At 73.6% G+C, this 19,968-nt stretch carries 21 protein-coding genes and 1 tRNA gene; 17 read left to right on the forward strand and 5 right to left on the reverse strand.

Annotated features, from left to right (window positions below; translation table 11 throughout):
* Window positions 1-90 precede the first annotated feature (90 nt).
* From ACPXCS_RS01285 to ACPXCS_RS01340, 12 genes are all read left to right on the forward strand, one after another.
* Window positions 91-1,359, forward strand: a complete 1,269-nt coding sequence (locus ACPXCS_RS01285; RefSeq protein ID WP_425946014.1) for an MBL fold metallo-hydrolase — start codon at window positions 91-93, stop codon at window positions 1,357-1,359.
* Between the two features lie 530 nt (window positions 1,360-1,889).
* The gene (locus tag ACPXCS_RS01290) at window positions 1,890-4,184 is read left to right on the forward strand and encodes an ATP-binding protein (RefSeq protein WP_425946015.1); all 2,295 of its coding nucleotides are present in this window, start codon (window positions 1,890-1,892) and stop codon (window positions 4,182-4,184) included.
* A 68-nt stretch (window positions 4,185-4,252) separates the two neighbouring features.
* Window positions 4,253-4,687 (forward strand): roadblock/LC7 domain-containing protein, encoded by a 435-nt coding sequence (locus tag ACPXCS_RS01295; RefSeq protein ID WP_351356503.1) that lies wholly within the window; start codon window positions 4,253-4,255, stop codon window positions 4,685-4,687.
* 2 nt (window positions 4,688-4,689) lie between these two features.
* Window positions 4,690-5,061: a DUF742 domain-containing protein gene (locus tag ACPXCS_RS01300; RefSeq protein WP_309093447.1), complete on the forward strand. Its 372-nt coding sequence runs from the start codon at window positions 4,690-4,692 to the stop codon at window positions 5,059-5,061.
* Window positions 5,039-5,659, forward strand: coding sequence for a GTP-binding protein (locus ACPXCS_RS01305; RefSeq protein ID WP_425946017.1), 621 nt, complete (start codon window positions 5,039-5,041; stop codon window positions 5,657-5,659). Before ACPXCS_RS01300 ends, ACPXCS_RS01305 begins: the two co-directional genes overlap by 23 nt.
* A 61-nt stretch (window positions 5,660-5,720) precedes the next feature.
* The gene (locus ACPXCS_RS01310) at window positions 5,721-6,293 is read left to right on the forward strand and encodes a GAF domain-containing protein (RefSeq protein ID WP_425946018.1); all 573 of its coding nucleotides are present in this window, start codon (window positions 5,721-5,723) and stop codon (window positions 6,291-6,293) included.
* Window positions 6,294-6,515: 222 nt separating this feature from the next.
* Window positions 6,516-7,544: an L-threonine 3-dehydrogenase gene (tdh, locus tag ACPXCS_RS01315; protein WP_425946019.1), complete on the forward strand. Its 1,029-nt coding sequence runs from the start codon at window positions 6,516-6,518 to the stop codon at window positions 7,542-7,544.
* A gap of 57 nt (window positions 7,545-7,601) precedes the next feature.
* Window positions 7,602-8,795: a glycine C-acetyltransferase gene (locus tag ACPXCS_RS01320; protein ID WP_425946020.1), complete on the forward strand. Its 1,194-nt coding sequence runs from the start codon at window positions 7,602-7,604 to the stop codon at window positions 8,793-8,795.
* Between the two features lie 31 nt (window positions 8,796-8,826).
* On the forward strand, window positions 8,827-9,729 hold the full coding sequence (locus ACPXCS_RS01325; protein WP_425946021.1) for a LysR family transcriptional regulator: 903 nt from the start codon (window positions 8,827-8,829) through the stop codon (window positions 9,727-9,729).
* 46 nt (window positions 9,730-9,775) lie between these two features.
* The gene (locus ACPXCS_RS01330) at window positions 9,776-10,348 is read left to right on the forward strand and encodes a helix-turn-helix domain-containing protein (RefSeq protein ID WP_425946022.1); all 573 of its coding nucleotides are present in this window, start codon (window positions 9,776-9,778) and stop codon (window positions 10,346-10,348) included.
* Window positions 10,345-10,872 carry a GNAT family N-acetyltransferase gene (locus tag ACPXCS_RS01335; protein ID WP_425946023.1) on the forward strand — a complete coding sequence of 176 codons (528 nt, stop codon included), beginning with the start codon at window positions 10,345-10,347 and terminating at the stop codon, window positions 10,870-10,872. The genes ACPXCS_RS01330 and ACPXCS_RS01335 overlap by 4 nt, the downstream gene beginning before the upstream one ends.
* Before the next feature lie 30 nt (window positions 10,873-10,902).
* Entirely contained in the window at window positions 10,903-11,259 is a 357-nt protein-coding gene (locus tag ACPXCS_RS01340; RefSeq protein WP_425946024.1) for an MmcQ/YjbR family DNA-binding protein, read from the forward strand.
* 13 nt (window positions 11,260-11,272) lie between these two features.
* Here the strand turns inward: ACPXCS_RS01340 and ACPXCS_RS01345 are convergent, their stop codons facing one another.
* Together ACPXCS_RS01345 and ACPXCS_RS01350 are read right to left on the reverse strand one after the other, a co-directional pair.
* A complete protein-coding gene (locus ACPXCS_RS01345) occupies window positions 11,273-12,184 on the reverse strand; it encodes a transketolase family protein (RefSeq protein WP_425946025.1) in 912 nt (303 codons plus the stop codon).
* 33 nt (window positions 12,185-12,217) lie between these two features.
* Window positions 12,218-12,916 carry a transketolase gene (locus ACPXCS_RS01350; protein ID WP_425946026.1) on the reverse strand — a complete coding sequence of 233 codons (699 nt, stop codon included), beginning with the start codon at window positions 12,914-12,916 and terminating at the stop codon, window positions 12,218-12,220.
* A 137-nt stretch (window positions 12,917-13,053) separates the two neighbouring features.
* Between ACPXCS_RS01350 and ACPXCS_RS01355 the strand changes: the two genes are divergently transcribed.
* Window positions 13,054-13,127: transfer RNA gene (locus tag ACPXCS_RS01355), tRNA-Pro, on the forward strand.
* A gap of 138 nt (window positions 13,128-13,265) precedes the next feature.
* Here the strand turns inward: ACPXCS_RS01355 and ACPXCS_RS01360 are convergent.
* The 3 genes from ACPXCS_RS01360 to ACPXCS_RS01370 form a co-directional block, all read right to left on the reverse strand.
* Complete coding sequence (locus ACPXCS_RS01360) at window positions 13,266-13,802, reverse strand: NUDIX hydrolase family protein (protein ID WP_425946027.1); 537 nt, start codon at window positions 13,800-13,802, stop codon at window positions 13,266-13,268.
* Window positions 13,803-13,917: 115 nt separating this feature from the next.
* Window positions 13,918-14,730 (reverse strand): SAM-dependent methyltransferase, encoded by an 813-nt coding sequence (locus ACPXCS_RS01365; RefSeq protein WP_425946028.1) that lies wholly within the window; start codon window positions 14,728-14,730, stop codon window positions 13,918-13,920.
* A gap of 146 nt (window positions 14,731-14,876) precedes the next feature.
* Complete coding sequence (locus tag ACPXCS_RS01370; protein WP_425946029.1) at window positions 14,877-15,731, reverse strand: hypothetical protein; 855 nt, start codon at window positions 15,729-15,731, stop codon at window positions 14,877-14,879.
* Window positions 15,732-15,922: 191 nt separating this feature from the next.
* Between ACPXCS_RS01370 and ACPXCS_RS01375 the strand changes: the two genes are divergently transcribed.
* Genes ACPXCS_RS01375 through ACPXCS_RS01390 form a run of 4 tightly spaced genes read left to right on the forward strand, consistent with a single transcriptional unit; the run spans window position 15,923 to window position 19,947 of the window.
* On the forward strand, window positions 15,923-16,612 hold the full coding sequence (locus tag ACPXCS_RS01375) for a helix-turn-helix domain-containing protein (protein ID WP_425946030.1): 690 nt from the start codon (window positions 15,923-15,925) through the stop codon (window positions 16,610-16,612).
* 52 nt (window positions 16,613-16,664) lie between these two features.
* Entirely contained in the window at window positions 16,665-18,002 is a 1,338-nt protein-coding gene (locus ACPXCS_RS01380; RefSeq protein ID WP_425946031.1) for a M24 family metallopeptidase, read from the forward strand.
* Window positions 18,002-18,979: a thiamine pyrophosphate-dependent dehydrogenase E1 component subunit alpha gene (locus tag ACPXCS_RS01385; RefSeq protein WP_425946032.1), complete on the forward strand. Its 978-nt coding sequence runs from the start codon at window positions 18,002-18,004 to the stop codon at window positions 18,977-18,979. The genes ACPXCS_RS01380 and ACPXCS_RS01385 overlap by 1 nt, the downstream gene beginning before the upstream one ends.
* Complete coding sequence (locus tag ACPXCS_RS01390) at window positions 18,967-19,947, forward strand: alpha-ketoacid dehydrogenase subunit beta (protein WP_425946033.1); 981 nt, start codon at window positions 18,967-18,969, stop codon at window positions 19,945-19,947. Before ACPXCS_RS01385 ends, ACPXCS_RS01390 begins: the two co-directional genes overlap by 13 nt.
* Window positions 19,948-19,968: the final 21 nt, after the last annotated feature.

Consider the following 19,968-nt stretch of genomic DNA (forward strand, 5'->3'; position numbering starts at 1 on the left):
AGTATCGCGCCCGGAGGGGCCCCTGCGGCCCTGTGGTGCCCGAGGGGCCGACCATAATGGAAAGCCTGACCGACTCCACCTGGAGGTACCGTGGCCGGTTTCCGTCCCCTGAGCTCCGGGCTGCGCGCACTGCGGCCCGAGGCGTTCGGCGCGGACCCGCGCGGTGAGCGCATGGCGCGCATCCGCAGATCCCCCCATTTCAAGGACGGGGTCTTCCAGAACCCCGGCGGCCCCGCGCGGACCCGGCCCTCGGGCTCGACCCTGGACTTCGCGAAGGTCTTCTTCGACAAGGACACCCGGCCCCGCCGTACCCCCGGGGGCGCGGTGCCGGTGCACGCCACCACCCTCGCCGACATCTCCCGGCCCCCGGCCACCGGCCTGCGGCTGACGTGGATGGGGCACTCCAGCGTGCTCGCCGAGATCGACGGCCGGCGCGTGCTCTTCGACCCGGTGTGGGGTGAGCGCTGCTCCCCGTTCCCCTTCGCCGGGCCCAAGCGGCTGCATCCGGTGCCCCTGCCGCTGGCCGCGCTCGGCCCGGTCGACGCGGTGGTCATCTCGCACGACCACTACGACCACCTGGACCTGCCCACCATCAAGGCGCTGGCCGGGACGGACACGCTGTTCGCCGTGCCGCTCGGCGTCGGGGCGCACCTGGAGCACTGGGGCGTGTCCGCCGGCCGGCTGCGCGAGCTGGACTGGCACGAGTCGACGAAGGTCGGCGGCCTGACCCTCACCGCCACCCCGGCCCGGCACTTCTGCGGCCGGGGCCTGCGCAACACCCAGCACACCCTGTGGGCCTCCTGGGTCGTCGCCGGTGACGAGCACCGGGTCTACCACAGCGGGGACACCGGGTACTTCGACGGATTCAAGGATATCGGCGCCGAGCACGGGCCGTTCGACGCCACGATGATCCAAATCGGCGCCTACTCCGACTTCTGGCCCGACATCCACATGACCCCCGAGGAGGGCATGCGCGCCCACCTCGACCTCCAGGGCGGACCGGAGAGCGGTCCGATGCTGCCGATCCACTGGGCCACCTTCAACCTGGCCGCGCACCCCTGGGCGGAACCCGGCGAGGGGACCCGTTCCGCCGCCCGCGCGGTCGGCGCCCGGATCGCCCTGCCCCGGCCCGGCGAGCCCTTCGAGCCCACGGCCGGGACCGTGCCGTCCGAGCCGTGGTGGCGCGGGGTGGCGCTCGCGCCGGCGGGCGGCTCCGCCAAGGCCGGTGAGGCCGTGGCCGACGCCGCGATTAAGACCGCCTCGGACACCGCAGCCATGGCCCAGGCCGATACGGTGAGTGACCGGAAGAAGGGTGCCGTCCAGGGCACCGAAGACACCGAGGCGCTTCCGGCGGGCTGACCCGGGGCGCGAGGCGAAGCGACGGCGAGGGCCGGGGAGCGCGAGGCTCCCCGGCCCTCGCCGTCCGCGTGTGACCACTCCTGACCAGGTCAGATCGAGCTTTTGTTGTTCCTGATCGCTTCGGTGGCGGGGTTATCGGTCTGTCGTACGAGACCTCATACCAGAGCGGGACGCTCACCGTATGAGTTTGTCAACTGCCCACCGCACATGATGCGCTGGCGACTACTGTCAGTGGCCGTCGGAAGCAGGGCGGATCAGGGAGCGGGGGCCGGCACGTGCAGGCGCAAGGCGGACGAGGGAGCCGACGCGAGGGCGATCCCCGCTGCCCACGCGGCACCGACGCGGGTCCGGGCGCCGCCCTGGCTCCCGGACCCCGGCGGCCCGCCGACCCGGGCCGGGCAGGCACCGGGCGGCAGCGGGGGGAGTCCGGGCGGACGTCCGGGGACGCGCGGCAGCGGCCGCGGGAGCCCGGCCGCACCACCGCAAGCCCCCCTGGCAGCCAGGCCCGACGGACCAGTACGAGGACACCGATGTCTCACCTCCGCGCCCCGGCCGCACGAGCCGACCGCCGTGAGGGCGCGCGGCACGGGCGGCCCCCGGCCCGCACCGCAGCCGCGCTGCCCGAGACCCACATACGGCCCCAGCTGCTGCGTCTCGCCGTCCTGCCGCCCGTCGCCGTCGCCCTCAGCGGCTGCGCCGCCGTCCTCTTCACGGTCCGCTCCACCGGCGCCCGGCCGGGCCCGACCCTGTGGGCCGTGCTGGGCGGGGCCGTCTCGGTCACGCTGGTGGGCATCGCCGTCGCCGCGGTGGCCGCGGGCCGGGCCGCCCGGTCCGTGCACGACCGCATCGGCGTCCTGCGCCGCGCCACCGCACGCCGCGAGGCCGACCTGCGCACGCTGGTCGAGACGCTCCGGCGCGGTGACGGACCGCCCCAGCACAGCCCGCACGGCCGGCGCGGTGAAACCGACGCGGACGCCGACGACTTCGACCTCCTCGCGGGCGACCTGGCCCGGGCTCACGACAGTGCCGTCACCGCCGTCGTCCAGGCCTCGCAGCTGTCCAGCCAGGCGGGCAGCGAGCAGAAGCTCGAAGTGTTCGTCAACCTCGCCCGGCGCCTGCAGTCGCTGGTGCACCGCGAGATCTCCATCCTCGACGAGCTGGAGAACGAGATGGAGGACCCCGATCTGCTCAAGGGGCTCTTCCACGTCGACCACCTCGCCACCCGCATCCGCCGCCACGCCGAGAACCTCGCCGTGCTCGGCGGTGCCGTCTCCCGCCGCCAGTGGAGCAACCCGGTCTCCATGACCGAGGTGCTGCGCTCGGCCATCGCCGAGGTCGAGCAGTACTCGCGGGTCAAACTCGTCCCGCCGATCGACGGAACCCTGCGCGGTCACGCCGTCGCCGACGTCATCCACCTGCTGGCCGAACTCGTCGAGAACGCCACGGTGTTCTCCGCCCCGCACACCCAGGTGCTGCTCCGCGCCAACCTCGTCACCTCCGGGCTCGCCGTCGAGGTCGAGGACCGCGGCCTCGGCATGCCGCTGGAGGAGCAGACGCGGATGAACGCCCTGCTCGCCGACCCCGACCAGGTGAATGTCGCGCGGCTCCTCGCGGACGGCCGCATCGGGCTGTTCGTGGTCTCGCAGCTGGCCCGGCGGCACGGCATCACGGTCCGCCTCCAGAGCAACATCTACGGCGGCGTGCAGGCGGTGCTCGTCGTACCGCAGGCGCTGCTCGGAGCGGAGGCCGGGGCGTCCGGGGCCGGGGGTGCGTCCGGGAGGCCGGGGTCCGCCGGGGGCGTCGCGCCCGGGCACCCGCCCGCGCCCGTGCCGGCTTCCGCGGTCACTGCCGAGTCCGGCTCCGGCGCCGCCGGGGACGGGTCCGGATTCCTCGTCGAGTCCGGGGGCGACTCCGGTTTCGGGACCGCGTCCGAGGCGCCGGCGTCGGCCCGGGGCACGTCCGGCACGCGGTCCCAGGGCCCGGACGCGGGTCCCGCGGCGCCCCGCGGCCGGCACCACGCGCCCGAACCGGCCCCGGACGGCAGCCGGGACGCCGGGCGGCCCGCCCCGCTGCCGGTGCGCGGCACCCACCGGCAACGGCCCACCCCGGCCGAGGCCCGGCCCGGCATCAGCGACGACGACCGGCGCGTCCTCGCGGAGAACGTGGCCGCGGTGCCCACCCCCCGCAACGGCGCCGTGCGCGGCACCATGGGCAAACCCCAACTGCCCCGCCGCCGTGCCCAGGAGCACATCGCGCCCCAGCTGCGCGACGGGCCGCTGCCGCGCCAGGACTCCGAGGTCCTCGTCGGCCACGACCCCGGCCTGATGGCGGCCTTCCAGCGCGGCATCAGCCTGGCCGAGGCCCAGCAGCACATGGAGGCCGGGACGACGGAGTGGACCGACACGGAGACGGCGGCGTCCAGGGAGGCGGGCCACCTCGAATCGGCCCCGCCCGCCCACAGGGACTCCGCGCCCGTGACCGCTGCCTGTATGGACTCCGCGCACATGGACGCCGGCCACCTGGATGCCGGGCCTATGGATGCTGCCCACCTGGACTCCAGGCCCATGGACGCTGCCCACATGGACCCCGCCCACATGGACCCCGCCCACATGGACCCGGCCCTCATGGACCCCGCCTCCATGGACCCCGCCTCCATGGACCCCGCCTCCATGGATTCCGCCCGCCGGGACCCGCTGCCCATGCGGCCCGCCCACCTGGAGTCGCTCCCGACCGAGCCGACCTCCTCGACCACCCCGGTCCGCAGGGACGTGTCCCGTTCCGACCGCACCACCACCCGGCACGACGGGAGCGCACCCGCCGGATGACCACCCCCCTCTCCACCCCCACCCCCAGCGCTCCCGCAGACCTTCGTACCCCAAGGAGTCGATCCACCATGGCCAGCGATGCGCCGACCGCCCACGTTTCCGATCTCGACTGGCTGATGAGCGGCCTCGTGCAGCGTGTGCCGCACACGAGCGCCGCGGTGCTGCTGTCCTGCGACGGGCTCGTGAAGTCCGTGCACGGCCTCGACCCGGACAGCGCCGACCACATGGCCGCCCTGGCCTCCGGCCTGTACTCCCTCGGCCGCAGCGCCGGTGTCCGCTTCGGCGACGGTGGCGACGTGCGGCAGGTCGTCGTCGAACTCGCCTCGACCCTGCTGTTCGTCACCACCGCCGGTTCCGGCACCTGCCTGGCCGTGCTCGCCGGCCGCGAGGCCGACGCGGCCGTGCTCGGCTACGAGATGGCGATGCTGGTCAAGAGCGTCCGGCCGTACCTGGTGACCGCTCCCCGCCAGCAGTCCGTCGAATCCCCGGCGATGAGGGCTTGAACATGACGGCGGCCGGCGACGGGCCCTGGCTCGACGACGCGGCCGGGCGGCTGGTGCGGCCGTTCACGGTCAGCAACGGCCGCACCCGTCCCACCGTCGCGCTCGACCTCATGTCGCAGGTGATGGCCACCGGGGCGACCCCCCTCGGCTATCTCGGCCCCGAACACGCGCAGGCACTCGAACGGTGCCGCGTGCCCGTCGCGGTCGCCGAGGTCGCGGCCCACCTGAAACTGCCGGTGGCCGTCACCAAGGTGCTGCTGGCGGACCTCGTCGACTGCGGGGCGTTGACGACCAAGCCCCCCGCGTTCCACCACAACCCGACGGACCGGGCTCTTCTGGAGGCAGTGCTCGATGGACTACGACGACAGCTCTGACTACGCCGACCGCGGCGCCGACCCGTTCCCGACCGCGCTGAAGATCCTGGTGGCGGGCGGGTTCGGGGTGGGCAAGACGACCTTCGTCGGCGCGGTCAGCGAGATCGCGCCGCTCAGTACGGAGGAGCTGCTCACCACCGTCTCCGCCGCGACCGACAACCTCGACGGCATCGAGAACAAGGTCGAGACGACCGTGGCCATGGACTTCGGCCGCATCACGCTCGACGCGGAACACGTGCTGTACCTGTTCGGCACCCCCGGCCAGGAGCGGTTCTGGTTCATGTGGGACGAGTTGTGCGAGGGCGCCCTCGGTGCGGTCATCCTCGCCGACACCCGCCGCCTGCAGGAGTGCTTCGCCGCCGTGGACTTCTTCGAGCAGCGCGGCCTGGAATTCGTCATCGCCGTCAACGAGTTCGACGGCGCCTACCGCTACGACCCCGAGGAGGTGCGCGGTGCCCTCGACCTGTCCTCCGACGTCCCCGTCGTGTGCTGCGACGCCCGGATCTCCAGCTCCGGGGTCCAGACCCTGCTGACCCTGGTGCGCCATCTCATCGCCCATACGCCGGCCCCCACGACGGGGTACGGCGCACATATGTGACATCCCAACACCCGCCAGGGAGCCCCTGTATGACACCTGCCCACACTCTGGGAGCACGCCCATGAGCTACGACCCGCCGCGCCCGGCCGGTCGTCTGCTGCTCACACCCGAGGACAAGGAGGCCCCCGCCCGCGCCCGCCGACTGCGCGGGATGGGCCTGGGGGAGCGCCCCGAACCCACCCTCGACGCCTTCGCCCAGCGCCTCGCCCAGCTCACCGGGGCGCCGTACGCCATGGTCAACTTCCCCGGCGAACAGGGGCAGTTCTACGCGGGCCTGTGCGTGCCGGCCGTGGCGCCGGTCGTGCGCAGCGACGGCACCAGCCCGTGCCTGGGCCGCGCCCTGCCCCGCGACCACGGCTTCTGCCCCCATGTGGTGGCGCGCCGCAAGGCCCTGGCGCTGGAGGACGTCGCCGACTACCCCCGGTTCGCGGGCAACCCCGTGGTCGACGAGTTCGGCATCCGCTCCTACCTCGGGGCGCCGCTCATCGACGGCACGGGCCTGGTGCTCGGCACGGTGAGCGTCGCCGACGTCGGACCGCGGCCGTGGGGCAGGGCGGGCCTGACGGCCATCAAGGAGCACGCCGCCGAACTCGTGGTGCACCTGGAGGGCGGGGGCGGGCTGCTGCCCTGGTGAAGGCCGCGGACCACACGGGCCGGGGAGACCAGGGGCCGGGGAGGCCACGGGCCGCCGCCGTGCCTGCCGAGGGCGTGAAGGAAAGCTGAGGCGGCGCTTAAGAAAACCTCGATGGACCGGTGCGTCGTCGTACGGCAGATTGCTGTGCGATTCCACTCCTCTCCCGGCCCGGGGGCGCCTTCGGCATGCCCGGAGCCGGACTCACCCCCAGGAGCCGTAGCGGTGAAGGCGCTGGTCAAGCAGAAGGCGGAGCCCGGCCTGTGGCTCGCGGACGTCCCGGAGCCGGGGATCGGCCCCGGAGATGTCCTGATCAAGGTGTTGCGCACCGGCATCTGCGGCACGGACCTGCACATCAGGGCCTGGGACGGCTGGGCCCGGCAGGCGATCAGCACCCCGCTCGTGGTCGGGCACGAGTTCGTCGGCGAGGTCGTCGAGACCGGGCGGGACGTCACCGACATCTCCGTCGGCGACCGGGTGAGCGGCGAGGGCCACCTGGTGTGCGGCAAGTGCCGCAACTGCCAGGCGGGCCGCCGGCACCTGTGCCGGGCCACGGTCGGGCTCGGCGTGGGCCGCGACGGCGCGTTCGCGGAGTACGTGGCGCTGCCCGCCGGCAACGTCTGGGTGCACCGGGTGCCCGTCGACCTCGACGTCGCCGCGATCTTCGACCCGTTCGGCAACGCCGTGCACACCGCGCTGTCGTTCCCGCTGGTCGGCGAGGACGTCCTGATCACCGGCGCCGGACCCATCGGCCTGATGGCCGCCGCGGTGGCCAAGCACGCGGGCGCCCGCCACGTGATGATCACCGACGTCAGCGAGGAGCGGCTGGAGCTGGCCCGCAAGATCGGCGTCAGCCTCGCGCTCAACGTCGCCGAGGCCGGCATCGCCGACGGCCAGCGCGCCCTCGGCCTGCGGGAGGGCTTCGACATCGGCCTGGAGATGTCCGGCCGCCCCGAGGCGATGCGGGACATGATCGCCAACATGACGCACGGCGGCCGCATCGCCATGCTCGGCCTGCCCGCGCAGGAGTTCCCCGTCGACTGGGCGCGGATCGTCACCTCGATGATCACCGTCAAGGGCATCTACGGCCGCGAGATGTTCGAGACCTGGTACGCCATGTCGGTCCTGCTGGAAGGCGGCCTGGACCTCGCCCCCGTGATCACCGGCCGGTACGGCCACCGCGACTTCGAGGCGGCGTTCGAGGACGCGGCGAGCGGCCGCGGCGGCAAGGTCATCCTCGACTGGACCGCCTGACCCCGTCCCGCGGGCGCGTCACCCCCTCCCTCGAGCACCTCTTAGGAGAGCCCTGTCATGTTCGACTCCGTGCGCGACGACCTGCGCGCCACCCTCGACGAGATCCGCGCCGCCGGGCTGCACAAGCCCGAGCGCGTCATCGGCACCCCGCAGTCCGCCACCGTCAACGTCACCGCGGGCGGCCGCCCCGGCGAGGTCCTGAACTTCTGCGCCAACAACTACCTCGGCCTCGCCGACCACCCCGAGGTGATCGCCGCCGCTCACGAGGCCCTGGACCGCTGGGGCTACGGCATGGCCTCCGTGCGCTTCATCTGCGGCACCCAGGAGGTGCACAAGGAACTGGAGGCGCGGCTGTCGGCGTTCCTCGGCCAGGAGGACACGATCCTGTACTCCTCCTGCTTCGACGCCAACGGCGGTGTCTTCGAGACCCTGCTCGGCCCCGAGGACGCGGTGATCTCCGACGCCCTCAACCACGCGTCGATCATCGACGGCATCCGCCTCAGCAAGGCGAAGCGCTTCCGCTACGCCAACCGCGACATGGCCGACCTGGAGACGCAGCTCAAGGCCGCCCAGGACGCCCGGCGCAAGCTGATCGTCACCGACGGCGTCTTCTCCATGGACGGCTACGTGGCCCCGCTGCGCGAGATCTGCGACCTCGCCGACCGGCACGGCGCGATGGTCATGGTCGACGACTCGCACGCCGTCGGCTTCGTCGGCCCCGGCGGCCGCGGCACGCCCGAGCTGCACGGCGTCATGGACCGCGTCGACATCATCACCGGCACCCTCGGCAAGGCCCTCGGCGGCGCCTCCGGCGGCTACGTCGCCGCACGCGCCGAGATCGTCGCCCTGCTGCGCCAGCGCTCCCGGCCGTACCTCTTCTCCAACACGCTGGCCCCGGTGATCGCGGCGGCCTCCCTGAAGGTCCTCGACCTGCTGGAGTCGGCGGACGACCTGCGCGTCCGGCTCGCCGAGAACACGACCCTGTTCCGTCGCCGCATGACCGAGGAGGGCTTCGACGTCCTGCCCGGCGACCACGCCATCGCCCCGGTGATGATCGGCGACGCGGCACAGGCCGGCCGCATGGCCGAACTCCTGCTGGAGCGCGGCGTGTACGTGATCGGCTTCTCCTACCCGGTGGTGCCGCAGGGACAGGCCCGCATCCGCGTCCAGCTGTCGGCCGCGCACTCCACCGACGACGTGCACCGCGCGGTGGACGCCTTCGTCGCGGCCCGGGCGGAGCTGGAGGGCTGAAAACCGCCGGTGACCTGAGAGAATCGGTCACATGATCGAGGCGCGGCGGCTCCACATCCTCCGTGCGGTGGCCGACCACCGCACGGTGACGGCGGCTGCCGCCGCGCTGTACCTCACCCCGTCGGCCGTCTCCCAGCAGCTCGCCGCGCTGGAGCAGGAGACCGGCCACCGGCTCGTCGAGCGCGGCGCCAAGGGCGTCCGCCTCACCCCGGCGGGCGAGATCCTGCTGAACCACACCAACGCGGTCCTCGCCCAGCTGGAGCGCGCCGAGGCGGAACTCGCCGCCTACAGCTCGGGCGCGGCCGGCACCGTCACGGTCGCCTCCTTCGCCACCGGGATCGCCCTGGTGGTGGCGCCCGCGGTGGCCCGCCTCGCCGACACGGCACCCGGCATCCGCATCCGCGTCCAGGACGCCGAGGGCGACGCCAGCCTGCCGATGGTCCTGGACCGGCAGGTGGACGTCGCCGTCGCCGTCGAGTACCGCGGCGCCCCGCCCGCCGACGACCCGCGACTGACCCACGTGCCGCTGTACGCCGAGCCCTTCGACGCGGTCGTGCCCGTCAGCCACCGGCTGGCCGACGCGGCCGAGGTGCCCCTCGCCGAGCTGGCCAAGGACCCCTGGATCGGCCCCTACCCCGGCAACCCCTGTCATGACGTGGTGGTCCTGGCCTGCGAGAACGCCGGTTTCCAGCCCCGTATGGAGCACTCCTCGGACGACTTCCGCGCGGTCGTGGCGCTCGCCTCGGCCGACGCCGGGGTGGCGCTGGTGCCGCGGTCGGCACTGCGCGGCATGGACCTGGCCGGTGTGGTCGTCCGCCCGGTCGACGGCACGGCACCCACGCGCCGGGTCTTCGCCGCCGTACGCCGGGGCGCCGAGGAGCATCCCCTGATCCGCCCGGTACTGGACGCGCTCGGCGCGGCGGCCCGGGTGTGAGGACCGCGTAACACGGCCGTCTCATATCCGGGATAGCGTCCCGGATATGAGAAGCGACGACCTGGACCCCGTGGACGCCCGGCTGGGTGCCCGCCTGGCCGAGCTGCGCGCCGAACACGGCTGGTCCCTGGGCGAGTTGGCCGAGCGCAGCGGCGTGAGCAGGTCCACCCTGTCGCGGGCCGAGCGGGCGGAGACCAGCCCCACGGCCGCGCTGCTGAACCGCCTCTGCGCCGTCTACGGCCGCACCATGTCCCAGCTGCTCAGCGAGGTCGAGGCCGCTCCGGCCCCGGTGGTGCGCGCCGCAGACCAGCCGGTGTGGCAGGACCGGGCCTCCGGCTTCGTCCGGCGGTCGGTCTCCCCGCCGCACCCCGCCCTGCGCGGCGAACTCGTCGAGGGACGCCTGACCGCGGGCGCCGACATCGCCTACGACCGCCCGCCCGTGGCCGGCCTGGAGCAGCACATCTGGGTGCTGGAGGGGGCCCTTCAGGTGACCGCGCAGGACACCGAGCACCGGCTCGGCGCCGGCGACTGCCTGCGCATGCGGGTGTGGGGGCCGACCCGGTTCCGGTGCACGGCCGGCGAGGGCGTCCGGTACGTGCTGGCGGTGGTGCGGCCGTGATCCGCCTGGACGAGACCGGACTGCTGCGGCACGCCGAGGCGCTGGCCGACCTGCTGGCCGGCACGGTGGCCGGGGGCGCCTCGGTCGGCTTCCTCGCGCCGCTCGGCCGCGCCGAGGCCCGCGCCTGGTGGCAGGAGAGGGCCGCCGACCTGGCAGCGGGCCGGCTCGCCGTGTGGGCGGCGGTCGACGGCGACCGGGTGCTGGGCACGGTGAGCCTCGCGTTCCCCACCAAGGCCAACAGCCGCCACCGCGCCGAACTGGTCAAGCTCATGGTGCACCCGGACGCCCGCGGGCGCGGACTCGGCCGCCGCCTGCTGGCCACCGCGGAGAACGCCGCGGCGGCGGCCGGCGTCACCCTGCTGCACCTCGACACCGAGACCGGAAGCCCCGCCGAGCGGCTGTACCGGTCCGCCGGCTGGACGGCCGTCGGCACGATCCCCGACTACGCGGCACGCCCCGACGGGGAGCCGGCTGCGACCACCATCTACTACAAGCGCGTACCGGCGACCCCTCCCACCAGGTGAATGTCAGTGCCGGCCGCTACGGTTCTCGCCATGCCGGACGCCGAAGACGTACGCCGTATCGCCCTGTCCCTGCCGGACACGACGGAGAAGATCGCCTGGAGCATGCCCACCTTCCGGGTCGCGGGCAAGATGTTCGCCACGCTGCCCGAGGACGAGACCTCGCTCGCCGTGCGCTGCCCCAAGGAGGAGCGCGACGAGCTGGTGCTCGCCGAGCCGGGGAAGTTCTGGATCGCCGACCACGAGGCGCAGTTCGCCTGGGTCCGCGCCCGGCTCGGCGCGCTGGAGGACGAGGCCGAGCTGCGGGACATCCTGGCCGACTCGTGGCGCCAGGCGGCCCCGGCCCGGCTGCTGGAGGCCCATCCCCGGCTCGGGCTCCCGGCGGACTGACCTCCTCCCGGCCTCACCCGGACGTCGCCGCCCCGAGGAAGCCCCCGATCCGCTCCCGCAGCGACCGGGCGTCGAGGCCGTGGGCGGCGGCATGCTCCTCCACCTGCCCGTACCGGCGCAGTTCGCGGCGGCCCACGCCCAGGCCCAGGATCCGGTGCGGCACGTCCGCCAGGGCGTCGTTGGCCGCGGCCGTCGACGTGCCTGCCAGATAGGGCTCGACCAGGACGACGTCCGCCCCGGCCGTCCCGGTGGCCCGGCGCAGGGCGGCCGCGTCGAAGGGGCGGACGGTCGTCGCGTACAGGACCGTGACGTCCAGGCCCTCGGTGGCGGCGAGCACGGCGTCGAGCATCGGCCCGACGGCGACCACGACACCCGAGCGCCCCTCGCGGACGGTGCGGAACCTCTCCCCGTCGACGGGCAGCCCCTGCCGGTTGGACTGCAGGGAGAGCCGTACGTACACCTTGTCGTCGCCCGCGGCGACCGCGTGCCGCAGCAGCGTCTCGGCCTCGTCGGGGTGGCCCGGGACGTGGACGGTCCAGCCGTCCAGGGTGTCGAGCAGCGCCACGTCGCCGGGCGCCATGTGGGTGTAGCCGCCCGCCGGCCAGTCGAAGGAGGCGGCCGCGCTCACCAGCACCGCGCCCGCGTCCTGGTGCCCGAGGTCCAGCTTGACCTGCTCGAAGGGCCGCTCGACGAGGAAGCTGGCGAAGGTGTGCACGACGGGCCGCAGCCCGGTCAGCGCCAGCCCCGCCGCCGCCCCGATCAGGAGCTGCTCGCGGATGCCCACGTTGACGACCCGGCCGGGATGCCGGCGGGCCGCCCCGGCGAAGCCGTCCGCGCCGATCTCGGCGAGGACCACCGCCACCCGGGGATCCTCGTCGAGGAGCCGGGAGACGACGGGGGCGAAACGGTCACGCATGGTGTCCATGAGGGTACGGATTCCTTTCCGGTCGGTCGGAGATCAGGCGGACTTCGGCTCGACCCGGGCCACCACCACGTGCGGGCGGCCCGGGTGCGGCGCGGTGAAGGCGGCGTACAGCGCCTCGTGATCACGTCCGTCGACGGTCAGCGCGGACCAGCCGGCCGCCTCGAAACGGGCGGCGATCCCGCCCGGCCGCGCGTGGCTCGCCGAGGCGTTGTCGACGACGACGGTGTGCAGCCGCTCCAGTCCGGCGGGCCCGGCGAAGGCGATCGCCTCGTGGTTGCTGCCCTCGTCCAGCTCGGCGTCCCCGATCAGCGTCCACACCCGCGGTTCGTCGAGCCCCTGGGCGCGCAGCCCGAGCGCCGTACCGACGGCGATGGGCAGCCCGTGTCCCAGCGAGCCGCTGCCGATCTCCGCCCCGGGGACCAGCGTGCGGTCGGGGTGGTGGCCGAGCGGGGAGTCGTAGGAGCCGAAGCCGGGCAGCCACTCCACGGGCACGAAGCCTTTGGCGGCCAGTACGGCGTAGTACGCCATCGGCCCGTGCCCCTTGGACAGCAGGAACCGGTCCCGCTGCGGGTCGGTCATCCGCTCCGGGCCGACCCGCAGCACCCGGTCGTAGAGGACCCACAGCACGTCCAGCGTGGACGTCGCGGCCGGGCCGTGCTTCTCGTCGCCGGTCATCAGGCCCATGAGTTCCGGCAGGTCGGCGTAGGTGTACGTGAAGGTCGTCGTGGTCATGGACACGAGCGTGCAACCTCAACCAATGTTGAGGTCAAGTGGAGTGGTCCCGGAAACGGGTGCGCGATCACCGGCGCGAGTGCGGTATTGTTTCCCTGCGCGTTCGGCCGGGGGAAACCCCCAGGTCAGACGGGCAACGGGACGTGGCGCAGCTTGGTAGCGCACTTGACTGGGGGTCAAGGGGTCGCAGGTTCAAATCCTGTCGTCCCGACAGCACGGAACACAGCAGCGGGTCCGCCGGTATGTGGCGGACCCGCTGCTGTGCGTGGGGGCGCGGCCTGGGGTCCCGGACCGGCGGCCGGTGCCGCCGCACCGGTGACGATCTCTCCGTCACCGATGCGGGCACCCGTCAGATCGCACAGCCCGCGTGCGCCAGCGCCTGCTTCAGCAGCACCCCGTGCCCGCCCGGCATCTCGCTCTGCACCGCCGCCGAGACGGCCTCCTGCGGGCTGAACCACACCAGGTCGAGCGCGTCCTGCCGGGGCCGGCAGTCGCCCGTCACCGGCACGATGTACGCCAGCGACACCGCGTGCTGCCGGGGGTCGTGGTACGGCGTGACGCCCTGCGTCGGGAAGTACTCCGCGACCGTGAACGGCTGCAGCGACGCCGGGACCCGGGGCAGCGCCACCGGTCCGAGGTCCTTCTCCAGATGGCGCAGCAGGGCGTCCCGGACGCGCTCGTGGTGCAGCACGCGGCCGGAGACCAGTGTCCGGCTGACCGTACCGTCGGGCCCGATGCGCAACAGCAGGCCGACACTGGTGACTTCGCCGCTGTCGTCGACGCGGACCGGGACGGCCTCGACGTACAGGATCGGCATGCGGGCGCGTGTCGACTCCAGTTCGTCGGAGGACAGCCAGCCGGGCGTGGTTTCGGTCATGTCAGACATCGCTTGATCATACTTTCAGCCGTTCGGACTTCCTGGGTAGCCGCTCCAGGAGAACTGTGACCGGCTACACGCCCTTTCAATCCCGGCCGTCCACGCTCGTGGAGCGCCGTCCGTGTCAGGGCTTCACGGCGACCGCGCCGTACTGGGGCACCAGGACCGCGCTGCCGGGCCGGGCGCGCCACTGGCCGCAGGACACCATGCCCGGTTCGAGCAGGTCGAGCCCTTCGAAGAACGCCGCGATGTCGGCGCCGCTGCGGGCGGTGATCGGGGGAGTGGCGTTCTCGTTCCAGAACTTCATCGCCGGGATCTGGCCCGCCCCGCCCAGTTCGTCGTCGAAGGTCGGGTGGGTGAGCACCAGGTAGCTGCCGGAGGGGACCGCGGCCATCACGCGGTGGGCGATGTCGCGGGCCTTGTCGGTGTCCAGGACGAAGTTGAGGATGCCCAGCATCATCACGGCGACGGGCTCGGTGAAGTCCAGGGTGCCGGCGGCCCGTTCCAGGATGGCCTCCGGGTCGTGCACGTCGGCGTCGATGTAGGCGGTGACGCCGTCCTGGGTGCCGGTCAGCAGGGTGCGGGCGTGCACCAGGACGATCGGGTCGTTGTCGACGTAGACGATGCGGGACTCGGGCGCGATGCGCTGGGCGATCTCGTGGGTGTTGTCCGCCGTCGGCAGGCCCGTGCCGATGTCGAGGAACTGCCGCACTCCGCGCTCGCCGGCCAGGAACGACACGGCGCGCCCCAGGAAGTCCCGGTCGGCGCGGGCGATGTCCCGGATGATCGGGAACATGCCGGCGACGTGCTCGCCGACCTGCTGGTCGACCTCGTAGTTGTCCTTGCCGCCGATCCAGTAGTTCCACACGCGCGCGTTGTGCGCCACACCGGTGTTCAGCCTCGCCGAGCCGCTCGGCGGGGTGTGGCTCTCACTCACGTCTCTTCCTCTCCTCGCCCGCACGGCCGCGATCGGCCGCCGCCGCCATTGTGCCGCTCCGTTGATCACGCTGTCCCGGGAATCGGCAGGGTGGGCGGGTTCGTTCGGGCGGTTTCCTGCCGGCGGGGGGAGGGGTGCGGGCGGGGTTACTCGATCTCGCTCGGGTCCGCTGCGGGCGTCCTGCCGGCCAGCACGTCCTTCAGGCGCTGGGTGCCCTGCTTCGCCGCCTGCTCGACGGAGTCGTGCTCGCCGCCGTCGAGACCGCCCCCCGTGACGGTGATCGCGTCGTCGCCGACGCGTACGGCGGCGATGTCCACGGTCACCATGGCGTCCATGCCACCGGTGCGGCCCTTGACGGTCACGCGCAGGCCCTGGCGCGCGTCCCCCAGGGCGGGCAGCGAGTCGTCGACGACCTGGACCGTGCGCTCCTGGCCCTTGTCGGTCACGGTGAACTGGTCGCACTTCTCCGGGAGGGTCGCCATCCAGTTCAGGGAGTCCTGCGGGTCGGTCCGGTCGTAGGAGGCGACCTGGTACAGCAGCCGCGACTCGCCCTGTGCGAAGCCGCGCAGGGCGGACGAGCCCGACGGCCTGCCCAGCAGGTCGTCGTCGTAGAGGGAGTCGAGGAGCCGCCGGCAGTCGGCGGCGCCGGCCTTGGCGGAGAGGAAGTCGGAGACGTCGACCGTGCCGATGAGCAGGCTGTCGTGCCAGTTCTCGGCCTCGGTGTCCTTGACCTGGTTCCAGTCGTCCTCGATGTCCGCCTCGGTGATCAGCGCGGCCCGCGCGCCGTCGGTGGAGAGGGTGGCGGTGGGCGAGGGGGTCTGCCGCTTCCCGGCCTGCCTCTCCTCGGTGTGCTTCTTCCCCGCGACCTGGGAGGCGGCGACGCCCGAGACGCGCGCACCGTCCGTGCCGCCGTCGTCCGAGCAGGCGGCGGTGGCCAGCAGCGTGCCCGCCGCGAGGGCGCAGGTGAGGACGCGGGCGGGGCGGGACGGGCGACGGGTCATCGGGGGTGCCTCCTGGGAGCGTGACGCGTGTCCCCAGCGCACCACCGGCGGCGTACGGCCACCACCGGCACCGGACTGTTCGGGTGAGCGGTTCCGCGACCGCTCTGGCGTGGCCTGCCGCGGGCGCTGTTCAATGAGACTGAACGCTGCCGCGTGACGTGTCCGCCGAACGCCCCTCGGAAGGAGCCGCCGTGTCCCCCGCCGTCGTGCCGCCCGTCGGTGAGCGCATCCGGCAGGCGCGTCTGGAGCGCGGCACGAGCCTGCGGGCCCTCGCCCGCGAGGTCGGGGTGTCGGCGAGCCTCGTGTCGCAGATCGAGACCGGCAAGAGCCAGCCGTCCGTCAGCACGCTCTACGCGATCACCACGGTCCTCGGCATCTCCGTCGAGTCCCTCTTCGACGCCGGGCGGGACCGCGGCGCGGCCCCCGCCGCCCCGGCGTCCCCCGTGTCGCCCGCGTCCTCCGTGTCGCCCGCGTCCCCGGAGGGCGCCCCGCAGGCCGTCGCCGCCCTGACCGCGTTCGCCGCCGCGCCCGGACGGCGGATCGGCCCGCTGGCCGCCGCGGGCGGGCGCGAGACGCTGGAGCTGGACTCGGGGGTCGTGTGGGAGCGGCTCGGCCGGGTGCCGGGGTCGGACGTCGACTTCCTGCTGGTGACCTACCGGCCGGGCGGCGCCTCCTCCGGCTCCGGCCGCCTGATGCGGCACCCGGGCACCGAGTACGGCTACCTGACCTCCGGCGAGCTGGTCCTCACCCTCGGCTTCGACGAGTACGCCGTGCGCCCGGGCGACGCCGTCTGCTTCGAGTCGACGACCCCCCACCGCTACCGCAACGATGGAGAGGTACCGGCCGTGGGCGTCTGGTTCGTGGCGGGCGATGTTCAGTGACACTTGACACCCACGGCACCCGGGCGTTCACTCCGAAGTGGGGGTGGTCGCCATGGCGATCCGCACATACGGACCCAACGCCGTCGACTGGGAAGAGCGCATCGACCTGGACCGGCTGCGGGGGCAGCGGCTGGCCCGGCTGCGCGAGTCACTGAACCGCTCCTCGCTCGGCGCGGTGCTCAGCTTCGACTTCGCCAACATCCGCTACATGACCGCGACCCACATCGGCACGTGGGCGATGGACAAACTGATCCGCTTCGCCCTGCTGGTGCGCGACGGCGAGCCGGTCGTGTGGGACTTCGGCTCCGCGGCCCGCCACCACCAGCTGTACAACCCCTGGCTCGGCCACGGCGACGGCAAGGGCGGCCCGCCCACCGGCGCCCGCGCCGGCATCTCCACCCTGCGGGGTGCCTTCCACCCGGACGCGGGCATCGCCGAGGACGTGGCCGCCAGGATCGCCGCCGAGCTGCGCGAGCACGGGCTCGCGGGCGAACCGCTCGGCGTCGACGTCGCCGAGATGCCCGTGCTGGCCGCGCTGCGCGCCGAGGGCATCGACGTCGTCGACGGGCAGCAGGTGTTCCTGGAGGCCCGCCGGATCAAGACCGGCGACGAGATCGCCCTGCTCACGCAGGCCTGCGCCATGGTCGACGCGGCGTACGAGGAGCTGTACGGGCACCTGCGGCCGGGGGTGCGCGAGAACGAGTGCGTCGGACTCGTCAGCAAGGTCCTGTACGACCTCGGCAGCGAGTACGTCGAAGGCGTCAACGCCATCTCCGGCGAACGCTGTTCGCCCCACCCGCACGTGTACAGCGACCGGCTGATCCGCCCCGGGGACCCGGCGTTCTTCGACATCCTGCACAGCCATCTCGGCTACCGCACCTGCTACTACCGCACGTTCGCCGTCGGCAGTGCCTCCGCCGCGCAACGGGACGCCTACGTGCGCTGCCGGGAGTACATGGACGCGGCGATCGCGCTGGTCCGGCCGGGTGCCACCACCGCCGACGTCGTGCGCGTCTGGCCGCGCGCCGAGGAGTTCGGCTTCGCCGACGAGACCGCCGCGTTCGCCCTGCAGTACGGCCACGGCGTGGGGCTGTCGATCTGGGAGAAGCCGATCTTCAGCCGTCTGGTCTCCCTCGACCACCCCGAAGTCCTCGAAGAGGGCATGGTGTTCGCCCTGGAGACCTACTGGCCGGCCGCCGACGGCTGGTCCGCGGCCCGGATCGAGGAGGAACTCGTCGTCACCGCCGACGGGTGCGAGGTCATCACCAGGTTCCCGGCGGAGGAACTGCTGGTGGCGGGCCGCAAGTACTGGACGGTGGGCGGCGAGCTGAACACCCGGCGCGAGGCGCAGTCCCACCTCAACACCCCGCGCGCCGGCGGGACGCCGTGATGGACGCGGCCGGGCTCCTCGCGGCCTACGAGCGGATGGCCGTCGTCCGCCGCACGGAGAAGGCCGCCCACGACCTGTTCCTGCGGGGCCTGGTGAAGGGCACGACCCATCTCGCCGCCGGGCAGGAGGCCGTCGCCGTCGGCGCGAGCGCCGCCCTGCGCCCGGACGACTACGTGTTCGCCACCTACCGGGGCCACCACCACGCCCTCGCCCGGGGCGCCACCCCCGAGGAGTGCCTCGCCGAGCTGATGAGCCGCGCGACGGGCCTGTGCCGGGCCAAGGGCGGCTCCATGCACCTGACCAAGGCGGCGACCGGCATGCTCGGCTCGTACGCCATCGTCGGGGCCCATCTGCCGATGGCGGTGGGCGCCGCCTGGTCGGCCCGGCTGCGCGGCACCGAACAGCTCGCGGTGGCGTTCTTCGGCGACGGCGCCACCAACATCGGCGCCTTCCACGAGGCACTGAACCTGGCCGCCGTGTGGAGCCTGCCGGTGCTGTTCGTGTGCGAGAACAACCTGTACATGGAGTACACGCCGATCGCCGACGTCACCGCCGTGCCCCGGCCCGCCGCCGACCGGGCACCCGCCCACGGCATCCCGGGCGAGGTCGTCGACGGCAACGACGTCGAGGCCGTCGCGGAGGCGGTCGGGCGGCTGGCGCGCCGGGCCCGGGCCGGAGACGGGCCCGCCGTGCTGGAGGCCGAGACCTACCGGCACTTCGGGCACAGCCGCGCCGACCCGGCCCGTTACCGCCCGGCCGAGGAGGTAGAACGGTGGCTCAAGCACGACCCGCTGGACCTCGCGCGCGGGCGTCTCGTCGAACTCGGCGTCGCCGCCGACGAGATCGCCGCAGCCGACGAGCGGGCCCGGGCGGCCGTCGAGCGGGCCGTCGAGGCGGCCCGGGCCGCCCCGGGCCCCGACCCGCGCGAGGCACTGACCGGCGTGTGGGCGGACGGAGGCGCCGCATGGCGGACGTGATCACCTACCGGGACGCCGTGGCCGAGGGCCTCGCGCGCGAGATGCGCCGGGACCCGTCGGTGGTGTGCCTCGGGGAGGACATCGGCGCGGCCGGCGGGGTGTTCAAGACGACCGTGGGGCTGCTGGAGGAGTTCGGGCCCGACCGGGTGCGGGACACGCCCATATCCGAACAGGCCATCGTGGGCGCGGCGATGGGCGCCGCCCTGACCGGCCTGCGGCCCGTCGCGGAGATCATGTTCTCCGACTTCCTCGCCTGCTGCTGGGACTACCTCGCCAACGAGATCCCCAAGATCCGCTACATGACCGGCGGCCAGGTGACCGTCCCGCTCGTGGTGCGCACCGCCAACGGCGGCGGGCTCGGCTTCGGCGCCCAGCACTCCCAGGCCACCGAGAACTGGGCACTGACCGTCCCCGGCCTGAAGATCGCCGCACCGGCCACGCCCGCCGACGTCGTCGGCATGATGGCGGCGGCGATCCGCAGCGACGACCCCGTGGTCTTCTTCGAGCACAAGGCGCTGCTGGCCACCAAGGGTGCGCCGCCCCCGCCGGGGCACCTCGTCGAACTGGGCCGCGCCGCCGTCGTCCGCGAGGGCACCGACGTCACGCTCGTCGCCCTCGCCTCGACCGTGCCGCTGGCCCTGGAGGCCGCCGGGACGCTGGCCGGGGAGGGCATCCAGGCGGAGGTGATCGACCTGCGCTGCCTGGTCCCGCTCGACATGGCCACCGTCCTGGCCTCCGTGGGCAGGACCTCGCGGCTCGTCACCGTCGAGGAGAACCCCTACCAGGGCGGCTGGGGCGCCACCGTCGTCTCCGTCGTGGCCGACGAGGGCTTCACCCTGCTGGACGCCCCCCTGCGGCGGGTGGCGGGGGAGTGCGTCCCGCTGCCGTTCGCCGACGTACTGGAGGAGCAGGTCGTCCCGACCGTCGCCAAGGTCGTCGCGGAGGTCCGCCGACTCGCCGCCTACTGAGCCCCGCACCGTCCACCGAAC

This window comes from Streptomyces sp. DT190, assembly GCF_049846985.1.
GTDB lineage: Bacteria > Actinomycetota > Actinomycetes > Streptomycetales > Streptomycetaceae > Streptomyces.